General features: G+C 75.0%; 11 protein-coding genes. 5 read left to right on the top strand and 6 right to left on the bottom strand.

The genetic code is table 11. The features are described 5' to 3' along the window. Both JNW98_RS32335 and JNW98_RS32330 read left to right on the top strand, forming a co-directional pair. Positions 1-1,132: acyltransferase domain-containing protein (locus JNW98_RS32335; protein ID WP_223771870.1), on the top strand; the 1,132-nt coding region annotated here is incomplete at its 5' end. Next, on the top strand, positions 1,129-2,076 hold the full coding sequence (locus JNW98_RS32330; RefSeq protein ID WP_223771869.1) for a GDP-L-fucose synthase family protein: 948 nt from the start codon (positions 1,129-1,131) through the stop codon (positions 2,074-2,076). The genes JNW98_RS32335 and JNW98_RS32330, both read left to right, overlap by 4 nt. 160 nt (positions 2,077-2,236) lie before the next feature. Here the strand turns inward: JNW98_RS32330 and JNW98_RS32325 are convergent, their stop codons facing one another. After that, positions 2,237-3,085: a MaoC/PaaZ C-terminal domain-containing protein gene (locus JNW98_RS32325; protein WP_223771868.1), complete on the bottom strand. Its 849-nt coding sequence runs from the start codon at positions 3,083-3,085 to the stop codon at positions 2,237-2,239. A gap of 30 nt (positions 3,086-3,115) precedes the next feature. Further along, positions 3,116-3,931, bottom strand: coding sequence for a mycofactocin-coupled SDR family oxidoreductase (locus tag JNW98_RS32320; RefSeq protein WP_223771867.1), 816 nt, complete (start codon positions 3,929-3,931; stop codon positions 3,116-3,118). 381 nt (positions 3,932-4,312) lie between these two features. Between JNW98_RS32320 and JNW98_RS32315 the strand changes: the two genes are divergently transcribed. After that, positions 4,313-6,766 carry a SpoIIE family protein phosphatase gene (locus JNW98_RS32315; protein ID WP_223771866.1) on the top strand — a complete coding sequence of 818 codons (2,454 nt, stop codon included), beginning with the start codon at positions 4,313-4,315 and terminating at the stop codon, positions 6,764-6,766. Positions 6,767-7,059: 293 nt separating this feature from the next. After that, a complete protein-coding gene (locus JNW98_RS32310) occupies positions 7,060-7,482 on the top strand; it encodes a cysteine/serine endopeptidase inhibitor (protein WP_308015693.1) in 423 nt (140 codons plus the stop codon). Positions 7,483-7,558: 76 nt separating this feature from the next. Here the strand turns inward: JNW98_RS32310 and JNW98_RS32305 are convergent, their stop codons facing one another. Both JNW98_RS32305 and JNW98_RS32300 read right to left on the bottom strand, forming a co-directional pair. Further along, positions 7,559-8,089, bottom strand: a complete 531-nt coding sequence (locus tag JNW98_RS32305) for a hypothetical protein (protein WP_223771864.1) — start codon at positions 8,087-8,089, stop codon at positions 7,559-7,561. Positions 8,090-8,269: 180 nt separating this feature from the next. Continuing rightward, a complete protein-coding gene (locus JNW98_RS32300; RefSeq protein ID WP_223771863.1) occupies positions 8,270-9,211 on the bottom strand; it encodes an NAD-dependent epimerase/dehydratase family protein in 942 nt (313 codons plus the stop codon). Positions 9,212-9,452: 241 nt separating this feature from the next. Between JNW98_RS32300 and JNW98_RS32295 the strand changes: the two genes are divergently transcribed. Next, entirely contained in the window at positions 9,453-9,875 is a 423-nt protein-coding gene (locus tag JNW98_RS32295) for a DUF7144 family membrane protein (RefSeq protein ID WP_223771862.1), read from the top strand. A gap of 74 nt (positions 9,876-9,949) precedes the next feature. On the opposite strand, the gene JNW98_RS32290 is transcribed toward JNW98_RS32295, so the two are convergent. Next, the gene (locus tag JNW98_RS32290) at positions 9,950-10,339 is read right to left on the bottom strand and encodes a hypothetical protein (RefSeq protein WP_223771861.1); all 390 of its coding nucleotides are present in this window, start codon (positions 10,337-10,339) and stop codon (positions 9,950-9,952) included. Between the two features lie 141 nt (positions 10,340-10,480). Beyond that, positions 10,481-10,996: glycoside hydrolase family 15 protein (locus JNW98_RS32285; RefSeq protein WP_223771860.1), on the bottom strand; the 516-nt coding region annotated here is incomplete at its 5' end.

The raw sequence follows: 10,996 nt of genomic DNA, 5'->3' as shown, positions 1-10,996 counted from the left end.
GGCGGCCTGGTGCTTCGGCGGGCACGGCGGCCAGTGGCCGGGCATGGGCCGCGCCCTGGCCCGCTGGTCGCCCGTGGCCGCCGGGGTGTTCGCCGAACTCGACGGGCTGCTGCCCGGCGGCGTCACCGGACCGCTCGCCCGGCCGCCCGGCGGAGGGGACGAGGGGCCGGACGTCGTCCAGCCGCTCATCTTCGCGGTGCAGGTGGCCACCGCCCGCTGGCTGCTGTCGCTCGGGCTGCGGCCGGCCGCGGTGGTGGGGCACAGCCTCGGCGAGGTCGCCGCCGCCCACGTCGCGGGCGTCCTCACCCTCCCCGAGGCGGCCCGGGTCGTCGCCGTCCGCTCCCGGCTGCTCGCCCGGGCGGCGCGCGGCGGGGCGATGGCCACGGTCGGCCTGGACCGGCACACCGTCGCACAGCGCTGCGCGGCGACCCCGGGAACGGTGGTCGTCGCCGCCCACAGCGCGCCCCGGGAGACGGTGGTCACCGGGGCGGCGGACGCGGTGGGGGCGCTGGTCGGCGCCCTGGAGGCGGAGGGGGTGCGGTGCCGGACGATCCGGATCGACGCGGCGTCGCACAGTCCGTTCGTCGACGGCGTGCTGCCCGAACTCCGCGCCGCGCTCGCCGGGCTGGCCCCGGCCGCACCGCGCGTCCCCTGGGTGTCGACCGTCGACGCGGGCCCGGAGCCGCCCGGTGCCGGTACCGGCACGTCGTCCGACACCGGCACCAAGTCCGACGCCGGCACAACGTCCGACCCCGGCACCGCGTCCGGCACTGAAACCACGTCCGACTCCGGCACCGCGGACTACTGGGCGCGCAACCTCCGGCGTCCCGTCCGCTTCACCCAGGCGGTGTCCGCGCTGGCGGCCCGGGGCGTCCGGGCGTTCGTGGAGGTCGGCCCGCACCCGGTGCTGGCCCGCCCGCTCCGGGACACGCTGCGCGCCGAGGGGGTCGCGGCCCCGCTCGTGGCCGCCTCGGGGCACCGGGGCACCCCCGAACCGGTCGCCCTGCCGCGCCTGCTGGGCGCCCTGTACTGCCGGGGCCTGGACGTCCCCGGCCTTCCCGCGCCGCTCGCCGCCCACGGCGCCGCGCCGCAGGAGAGCCCGTCCGCCGCTCCGGAGGAAAGGCAGCCATGACCCTCCTCACACCGTCCGCGACCGTACTGGTGGCGGGCGCCACCGGCCTCGTGGGCTCGGCCCTGCTCCGCCGGCTGGCGGCCGAGGGGTTCGGCTCGGTCGTCGGCGTCGCCTCCGCCGACGTGGACCTGACCGACGCCCGGGCCGCGTCCGCCCTTCTCGCCGCGGTCCGCCCGGACGTGGTGATCGACGCCGCCGCCCGGGTCGGCGGCATCGCCGCCAACGACGCGGAACCGGTCGAGTTCCTCACCGACAACCTCATGATCCAGACCAACCTGTTCACCGCCGCGCACGCCGCGGGCGTCGACCGGCTGCTGTTCCTCGGCTCGTCGTGCATCTACCCCAAGCTCAGCCCGCAGCCCATCCCCGAGTCCGCGCTGCTCACCGGCCCTTTGGAGGAGACCAACGACGCCTACGCCATCGCCAAGATCGCCGGGGTGGTGGCGGTGCGCTCGTACCGCAGGCAGTACGGCCGGCGGTGGATCTCCGTGATGCCCACCAATCTCTACGGCCCCGGGGACAGCTTCCACCCCACCCGTTCCCATGTCCTCCCCGCGCTGGTCCGACGGTTCCACGAGGCGGCGCGGACCGGCGCCGAGGAGGTCGTCGTCTGGGGGACGGGCACACCGCGCCGGGAGTTCCTGCACGTCGACGACCTCGCGGCGGCCTGCCTGCACCTGCTGCGGCACTACGACGACGCGTCGCCGGTCAACGTCGGCACCGGCCGGGACCTCTCCATCGCGGAGCTGGCCGGGATGGTGGCCGACGCGGTCGGGTACACCGGGCGGATCGTCTGGGACCCGAGCCGGCCGGACGGGACGCCGCGCAAACTCCTGGACGTCACGCGGCTGTTCGCCACCGGCTGGCGGCCGTCGATCGGACTGCCGGACGGGCTGCGGAGCACGGTGCGCTGGTACGCCGAGCGCTACACGGACACCCCCTAGGGGGTGTCTGACGGATCTCCGCGGCGTCGCGACGCCCGGCACGCACTCTCGCCGCACCGGCCGAAAGCCCACGTACGCCCAGTACGAGGGCTTCCGGCCGGCACGCCGAGAGCACGCACCGGACGCCGCTCCTTCCCCGCGGAGATCCGTCAGACACCCCCTAGCCGCCGCGCGGGGCGAACCGCCCCCGCCCCAGCACCACCCGCCCGTGCGAGCGGACCTCGAACAGGGCCCCGCCGGCCGTCTCCCAGATCCGTACGGTCAGGTCCCGGCCCGGCAGCACGGGCGCGGTGAAGGCGGCGGACACCGTCCCGAACCGGGCCGGGTCGCCCCCGCACAGCGCGTGCAGCAGGGCCCGCCCGGCGAACCCGAAGGTGCACAGCCCGTGCAGCGGCGGCCTGAGGAGGCCGATCCGCGCGGCCACGGCGGGGTCGGAGTGCAGCGGGTTGCGGTCGCCGCAGAGCCGGTAGAGCAGGGCCTGGTGGGGGGCGGTGCGGTAACCGACGGTGTGGTCGGGCTCCCGCTCCGGCCGCCGCCACGGCTCGTCCTCGCCCGGCTCGCCGCCGAAGCCGCCTTCGTGCCGGATGGTCAGCCCGGTCCGCAGGTCGGCGAGCGGCCGGCCGGTGGCCGCGTCCGCGCAGCGGGAGTCGATGACCGCGAGCGCGGCGCTCCCCCGGTCGTGGAGCGCGGTCAGCCGGGACTCCGTGACCGCCGCCCCTTCTACGGGCAGCGGGCCGTGCAGCGTCAGCGACTGGTGGCTGTGCAGCAGCCGGGTGACGTCGAAGTCGCCGAGGGCGGGCCGCTCCCCCGGCGGGACGAGGGTGGTGGCGAAGGTCGGCAGCACGGCCGGGGTGACGCCCGCGGAGTTCTCCGTGGTGAACTCCCGTTCGCGGGCGGGGTCGTCGGCCCCGGCGCCGACGCCGAGCGCGTAGAGGGCGGTGTCGGCGAACGTCCACCGCAGGGGTCCGGTGGCCCAGGCGCGGCCGACGAGGTGGCGGTGGAGGGACATGGCGGAACCGGCCCGTCTACGAGAGGTGGCTCAGAACTCGCTGACGCCCGCGTCCACCGCCAGGGCGTGCGCGGTGACGTGCCGGGAGGCGTCCGACAGCAGGAACAGCACGGCCTCGGCCACGTCCTCGGCCGCGATCCCGTCCACCGGCTGCATGTTGACCAGCATCCCGCGCAGCCGGGGGTCGGCCATGCTCGCCTCGGCGACCTTGGCGAGCATGGGCCGGCTGCCCATGGCGGTGTCGACGCCGGTCGGGTGCACGCTGTTGACCCGGATCCCGAACCGGGCGAGCTCGGCGGCGAAGGCCTTCGCCATCCCGCGCACCGCGAACTTGCTGACGGTGTAAGGGATCATGAACGGCTGGACCTTCAGCCCCGCCGACGAGCTCATCAGCACGACGGAGCCGCCGCCCGCCGCCACCAGGTGCGGCGCGGCCGCCATCACCGTGTTCCAGGTGCCGCGCACGTTGACGTCCATGGTGTCCCGGAAGATCTCCTCGGTGACCCGGTCCCAGGCGCAGGGGATGCAGATGCCCGCGTTGGCCACGACGGCGTCCAACCGGCCGAGCCGTTCCACGGCTCCGTCCACGGCCTTCCGCAGCCCGGCGAGGTCGCGGACGTCGGCGACCAGGGGGACGATCCGCCGGCCGTGCGCCTCGCCGAGGGCGACGGTCTCGTCCAGGTCCTCGGGCACCGGGGAGGCGTAGGCGACGCCGGGCAGCCGGCCGCACAGGTCGACGGCGATCACGTCGGCGCCCTCGCGGGCCAGCCGCACGACGTGCGCGCGGCCCTGGCCGCGGGCCGCGCCGGTGACGAGAGCGATCTTGTCCCGCATGGATCCGTTCACCGATTCGTGTCCTCTCCGGCGTGTCCCGGGCAGGTCGGATGCGCGGGGGCCGCCGGTGCCGGCGGGCCCTCGAGCGAAGGCGGTGGTGGGAGGTGTCCCGGAAGGGCGAAGTGGCCGTCATGCGGGCCTTGTAGCGGTTCGCCCCGTCCACGGTAGCGGAGCGGCCGGGGGCGTTCACCCGGTTCTGCCGGTCCCGCACGACTCGGTCCGGCCCTCGCGAACGCCGGCCCCGGCGACTCGAACTCCCTTCCACGGAACCGGGGTTCCTGAGAGCATGGACGGAACGGCGGCGCCCGCTCCCCCAACCGAACGTCCGGCCGGACATTCGCCCTGATGTGCGGCGACGGGCCGGGCGGCGGCCGTCTGTGCCATGCTCGGCACGTGACGAGCGAGTCTGTCCAGGACGAGAAGTCCGGCGTCGAACCCGACGTCGCCGCACTGGCGAAGGTGGTGGCCAGGCTACGGGCGGAGAACGAGCGGCTGGAGCACCTGGCGTCCACCACGGCCGTGCTGGAACGCGCCAAGGGTGTGCTGATGGCGCGCTCCCACTGCTCCGCCCCGGCGGCCTACGAGCAGCTGACGCGGCGGGCGCGCACCGCCGGCCGGACGCTGATGGAGGAGTGCTGGATCGTCCTCGGCGACCTGCCGCAGGGCGGCGGCGTCCCCGCCGCCCGGAGGCCCCCGGGTCGGGAGGGGCCGGAGGAGCCCGAAGGCGGCGGCTCGGTGTTCGACCCCGCGCGGTACGCCCGCGGCGCCCTCCCGCGGCCCGCCGGGCACCGGACGCACGAGGAGGTCCTGGGCGCCGTCGGCCAGGCCCTGGCCCGCGTCTCCGGCCTGCCCGAGCTCGCCGGGACGCTGCTGGACCAGCTGGCGGGGGCGCCGGTGCGCGCCGACGCCGTGATGATCTTCCTCGGCCGCCCGGACGGCGTGCTGGAGCTGGGGGGCCACGCCGGCACCGGGGCCGCCGTCGCCGCCCAGTGGCGGTCCGTGCCGCCCGTCAGCGGCATCGCCGCGCAGGACGTCGTCCGCCGGGGCGAGGCCGTCTGGCTGGAGGACCCCGAGCGGGACGCGCTGCGGTACCACCTGATCGGCGAGCCGGCCCGCCGGTGGCCCAGCCGGGCCTGGCTCCCGGTGGTCACCGGCGGCGCGGTCACCGCGGCCCTGGGCGTCCTCCGCACCGTCGACGCCCCCTTCGACCCCGCCGTCCGGGACCTGCTGCGGGCGGTGGCGCGGCTCTGCGCGGGGAGCCTGCGCATGTGCGGCACCCCGGCCCGCCGGCCCGTCCCGGCGGTCACGGAACCGGCCCAGGCGGTCTTCGACGCGCTCATGGAACCGGCGGCCCTGCTCACCCCCGTCCGGTCGGCGACGGGCGAGGTCGAGGACTTCCGGATCGACGCCGCCGCGCCGCGCTCCGTCGACGTCACCGGCCGGCGCGGCCGCCAACTCGTCGGCCTGCGCGTCCTGGAGTGCTACCCCACCATGGCGGGATCGGCCGTCTGGCAGGGCTACCTGCGCACCCTGGAGACCGGGCGGCCGTACCAGAGCGAGCCGTTCGCCTACGAGGAGGTCGTCGCGGGCGTCCGCCGGCAGTCCGTCTACTCGGTGCGGGTGGCGCGCCTGGGCGGCTCGCTCGTCGTCAGCTGGACCGGCCACGACACGGAGGCCCGGCAGCAGGAGCTGCTCGCCGACCTCCAGCGGCTGGGCAACCTCGGCTGGACGGACTGGGACCTGGCCACCGGCACCGCCACCTGGTCGCCGCAGGTCTACGACATCCTGGGCCGCGACCCGTCGCTGGGGCCGATGGGCCTCGACGAGATGCCGCGCCACCTGCTGCCCGAGGACCTGCCGGACTTCGCCCGGGCCGTGCAGGCGCTCCTCGGCGACGGGATGCCCATGGACCACCTGTTCCGGTTCGCGACGGCGTCCGGCGTCAAGCACCTGCGGATCGTCGCCGAGACGGTGCGGGACGCCGACGGCACGCCCGTCGAGGTGCACGGCGTCATCATGGACCTCACCGCCCGGCGCCGCGCCGAACTGGCCCTGCTGGAGTCCCAGCAGGCGGTGCTCGCCCAGCGCAACGTGCTCCAGGCCGAACGCCTGGTGGCGGCGCGGCTCCAGCACGCTCTGCTGCCGCTGCCGACCCAGTCGCTGAACCTCGCGGACCTCCGGGTCGACGTCGTCTACCTGCCGTCGCACGACGACCTCAGCGTGGGCGGCGACTGGTACAGCGCCGTCGAGATGCCCGACGGGTGCGTCCTCTTCGCCGTCGGGGACGTCGCCGGGCACGGCATCGACGCGGTGGCCACCATGGCGCAACTGCGCTTCACCGCGAAGGGGATGGTGTTCACCGGCTCCTCCCTGACCGGCGCCCTGCACCGGCTCAACACGCTGCTGCTGCACACCCCTGACGGGCACGCCACGGCCACCCTGGTCCTCGGCCGGTACGACCCCGCCGAGCGCTGCCTGACCTGGGCCCAGGCCGGTCACCCGCCGCCGCTCCTGGTGCGGCAGGGCAAGCCGGAGTACCTGACGCCGCCGGAGGGTGTGCTGCTCGGCGCGACCCTGCGGCCCTCCTACGGCGAGGCCACCTGCCGGATCGAGCCCGGCGACCACCTGCTGATGTACACCGACGGGCTGATCGAGCGCCCCGGCGAGCACCTCGACACCGGCCTCGACCGGCTCGCCGAGGCCGTCGGGAACGTGTCCGCGCGGGGCGGCTCCGGCTCCCTCGACGCGCTGCTCGCCCGGCTGCTCCCCGACGAGCAGCGGGACGACGTGTGCCTGCTCTCCGTCCGCCTTCCTCCCGAGTCGGCGCCGCGCGGCGGACGGGCGTAAGGCCCGGTAAGTCCCCGGCCGGCTGCGGCGTCCGTCGTGCCCTGATGTCTCACCGTACCCGGGTGTTTCGCCGCGCCCGGGTGTTCCGGTGTGTTTTCGGCCGGAAGCTACGGTGTTCCGGCCCAACTGGCTGCATAGAGCACTCGGTTCCGGACAACTGAGGCCGACGGGGGTTGCGGGGACACCGGGGACCGTGAAATCCATGGGTCCCGAAGCCGGAGCCCGAGTCGACGACCGCCTTTCCGACCCCGGCTCCGCGTGTCGTATTCCCCTGCCTCAGGAGGAACATCACCATGCGCAAATTCAGGCGAATGCGTTTCGCCGCCTGCACGGTGGCCGCCGCCGTCACGGGTATCGCCCTGGCCGCGGGACCGGCGTCGGCCGACATTCCGATCGGCCAGAAGATGACCGGCAAGATGACCTATTACAACGACCGGGGTTACGGCGCCTGCGGGACGCCGATCGACGCCTCGTCGCAGGATCTGGTGGCGATACCCGCCGCGTGGTGGACCACCCCGAACCCGAACAACGACCCGCTGTGCAGAGGCGTTTCGGTGGAGGTCTCCTACAACGGCAAGACCATACGCGTTCCGGTCCGGGACAAGTGTCCGTCCTGCGACCGGACGCACATCGACCTCAGCCAGACGGCGTTTGGGAAACTCGCGCCGCTCGACCGGGGCGTGGTGAACGGGATCACCTGGAAGTTCGTCCGCTGACCCGAGCCGGTGACAAGCCGGGCCCCCTTCCCCTCGCCCGGGAAGGGGGCCCGGCGGCCCCGGAGGGACCGGCGCGTCAGCCAAAGCAGCCGATCTTCTCGTTGAAGCCGGCGCAGTGCCACTTGCCCCACCAGTAGCAGGCCTCACCGCTCACCCAGAGGCACTTGTCGTTGCCGTAGATGCCGACGGTGAGCTTTCCGGAGACCACCGCGAAGGTCTTCTCCCACGTGATGCTGTTCATCTTCGAGGTGAGGTGGAACCCCTCTTTCCAGATCACCTTGCCGGACAGCTTGATGCCCACTTCGGCGCGGACCGTCCAGTCCGAGCCGCCGGAGAACTCGATGCCTCCGTAGACGCTCAGCGGCCCGATGACCCGCACTTCCCAGGGGTCCCACTTGTCGGCCTCACCCGACACCCGCTCAATGACCGCGGGCGGTTCCTCGCCCTTGTCCTCGACGCGCTGAGCTTCCGCGACGTAGAGCTGTTTCAGCTCGTCGGCTGTGATGTCGGGCCGGCCCTCCTCCTTCAGTTCATTGGCGGACCGGGCCAGTTGCTCCCAGGTGGCCGGGTCGATTCCCTGGAGCCCGGTGTCGGGATCCATCGCCATGTCACCCATCTCCTTCCGGAATCGGATGTCCGGCCCATGCCCCCGGCCCCGTGCGAAATCCCGGCATCCATTCGGATTCGCGGCAAAGCGTGAACGTTCGCTTCTCTGTGTGCGGCGCGCGAGGGGCTGGTTCCGCGGCCGGTGCCGCGCCCGCGCGCCACACGGCGGACGGGCGCGCGGTCAGCCGTGGGCGGCCAGGCGCTCCCGCCACCACGCGACCGTCGCCCCGGCCTGCTCGTCGACGGGCGTGGCGCGGACCGTGAACGCGGCCTGGTAGGCGCCGGAGTCGACGACGAAGGGGCGGTCGAACTGGTAGCGGACCTCCTTCAGTTCCCGCAGCAGCGGGGAGAACAGCGAGGCGACGCCGAGGACGGCCGGCGGCATCGCGCGGACGGCGACCGGTGCCGTCCCGGCCGCCGCGGCGAGGCGGTCCGCCATCTCCCGGACGGACAGCGGGGGTTCCGTCGGAACGTGCCAGGCGCGCCCCCAGGCCCGCTCCTCGCCCGCGGCCTCCACCAGGGCCCTGGCCACGTCGGGGAGGTAGCTCCAGCTGTGCGGGGCGTCGGGGTCGCCCAGCGCGGTGACCGCCTTGCCGCGCAGCAGCGGGGGCACGAAGCGCGCCGCCAGGTGGCCGCCGTCGGTGACGCCGGGCCCGAAGAAGTCGGAGGCCCGCACCTCGGCCGCCCGGACGCGCCCCTGCTCGTGCAGGGCCCGGAGCCGCTCCCACGCGGCGGCGCGCACCCGCCCCTTGGGGCCCGTCGCCGCGAGCGGCAGGTCCTCGGTCAGGGGCCCGTCGACCGGGCCGTAGCCGTAGAGGTTGCCCAGCATGACCAGGACGGCCCCGGTCGCCTCGGCCGCCCCGGCGAGCGACGCGGTCAGCGCCGGCCACTCCTTCGTCCAGCGGTGGTAGGGCGGCGCGGCGCAGCCGAGGATCGCGGTGGCGCCGCGCGCGGCCTCGGCGAGCCGCGCTCCGTCCGCCGCGTCCAGGGCGAGGTGCTCGATGCCGGGTTCGGGTGCGCGGCCGGACCGGGTGACGACGCGTACCTCGTGGCCCTGCTCGGCCAGCAGCCGGGCGGCGGCCGCTCCGCCGGGCCCGAATCCGACGACGATATAGAGACTCATCCGGCGCACCCTAGCGCGGGCGGCCGGCGTTCCGGTGGCCGCCCCTGGGCTCGTGACCGGCGGAAACGCGCCTGTCGCGAGCCGAGGTGCGATCTACGGCGCGGCGTGGTGACGATGGGAGGGAGCGGTCACCGTCGGTCGCCCCACCCCGCGCGGAAAAAGCGCGGGGCCGGGGGCCCGTGAAAGCCCCCTGGACGCCTGGGCCGGACTCATCCGCCGCCGCATTCACAGGAGGAAGACCATGTCGCACTCCTCGTCGCACCCGCACTCCCCGCATCACCAGACCGACCGGTCCACGACGGTCGCCGCCGGGCTGACCATCTTCGCCGCGGTGATGCTCCTGATCGACGGGTTCCTGAACGTGCTCAGGGGCGTCTCGGCGATCGTCCACGACTCCGTGTACGTCAACGCGCCCGACTACGTCTACAAGTTCAACGTGGCCGGCTGGGGATGGGTCCACCTCTTCCTCGGCATCGCGGCCATCATGGTCGGCGTCGGCCTGTTCAAGGTCTCCCCGTGGGCCCGGGTGCTGGGCGTCTTCATCGCGACGCTCATCCTGATCGCCAACTTCCTGTCCCTGCCCTACTTCCCGCTGTGGTCGATCGTCGTGATGGCGGCGTGCGCGCTCGTCATCTGGGCGCTCTGCGTCGTCCGCCAAGACTGACGACTGCCGACCGGCGGCAGACGCCCGACGACCCTCGTCAGACGACCCACGTCAGACGACCGACGGCCGCCGGGTCACGCGTCCGACGCGGCCAGTTCCGTCAGCACCAGCTCCGCGGCCTCCACGGAGGACCGCCGGGCGGCGCGCGAGGCGGAGCGCCGCAGCCGGGTGAGGCCGACGGCGGCCCCGGCGTAGCCGGCCGCTAGGGCCCAGGCCGCCCGGGGCGGCGGCAGGACCCGCTCGGCGGTCCGCAACAGGGCCTGGTGGGCGGAGACGAGGGAGAGCGCGCCGAGGGCGCCGCTCAGCGCCATCGCGGTCCCGGCGACGCGCGCCCGGCCGACCGCCGCGGTCAGCGGACCGCCGGGGCCCCCGGCCTCCGCGCGGACCAGCCCGGACACGTCCCGCCAGAGCCGTCCGGCCGCCTCGGGCCACGGCGCGCCGCCCGGTCCCGCACTCGCCGCCATGATGTGCCTCCGTTCCTCCCGTCCACCACGGCCGCCGTTCACGGCGGCATGACGCGGGTGCCACGGATCCGTCCGGCGAAACCGGGCGGGCGGGCGCCGGGAGTCCGTCCGCAGGGGACGAGGAGACATGGCCCGGTCGGGTCAGGGCCCGCCCCAGGGCCCGGCGAGGCGGGCCGCGCACTCCAGCATCAGGGCGTGGACGAACGCCTGCGGGAGGTTGCCGCGGAGCTGGTGCTGGGCGACGTCGTACTCCTCCGAGTAGAGGCCGGCGGGGCCGCAGGCGGCGCGGTTGCGTTCGAACCAGCGGAAGGCGGACGCCTCGCGGCCCTGCTGGTGCTCGGCCAGGGCGGTGACGAAGCCGCAGAGTAGGAAGGCCCCTTCGGCCTCCTCCAGCGGCTGGTCGCCGTGGCGGAAGCGGTAGGCGTAGTGGTCCTCGGTGAGCTCGTCGACGTAGGCGCGGAGCGTGGCGCGGGTGCGCGGGTCGTCGGCGGGGACGGCGCCGCGCAACGGGGGCAGCAGCAGGGCGCCGTCCAGGCCGGGGTCCTCGGGGGAGCGCTGCCAGCGGCCGGAGGGGTGGAGGCAGCGGGCGGCGGTGTCGGCCACCAGGCGGTCGGCGAGCGCGCTCCACTCGGCCGCCCGTCCGCCGGGGGCGCCGGC

Source organism: Streptomyces huiliensis (assembly GCF_020037025.1).
Lineage (GTDB): Bacteria > Actinomycetota > Actinomycetes > Streptomycetales > Streptomycetaceae > Streptomyces > Streptomyces huiliensis.
Note: the sequence above shows the minus strand (reverse complement) of the source record. Positions and strands in the feature narration are given on the sequence as shown.

Excerpts from the sequence above, each read along its gene's own strand:
- JNW98_RS32290 (WP_223771861.1), bottom strand. The coding sequence starts at position 10,339 with ATGGCGGCGAGTGCGGGACCGGGCGGCGCGCCGTGGCCCGAGGCGGCC.
- JNW98_RS32310 (WP_308015693.1), top strand. The coding sequence starts at position 7,060 with ATGCGCAAATTCAGGCGAATGCGTTTCGCCGCCTGCACGGTGGCCGCC.
- JNW98_RS32300 (WP_223771863.1), bottom strand. The coding sequence starts at position 9,211 with ATGAGTCTCTATATCGTCGTCGGATTCGGGCCCGGCGGAGCGGCCGCC.
- JNW98_RS32305 (WP_223771864.1), bottom strand. The coding sequence starts at position 8,089 with ATGGCGATGGATCCCGACACCGGGCTCCAGGGAATCGACCCGGCCACC.
- JNW98_RS32325 (WP_223771868.1), bottom strand. The coding sequence starts at position 3,085 with ATGTCCCTCCACCGCCACCTCGTCGGCCGCGCCTGGGCCACCGGACCC.
- JNW98_RS32295 (WP_223771862.1), top strand. The coding sequence starts at position 9,453 with ATGTCGCACTCCTCGTCGCACCCGCACTCCCCGCATCACCAGACCGAC.
- JNW98_RS32330 (WP_223771869.1), top strand. The coding sequence starts at position 1,129 with ATGACCCTCCTCACACCGTCCGCGACCGTACTGGTGGCGGGCGCCACC.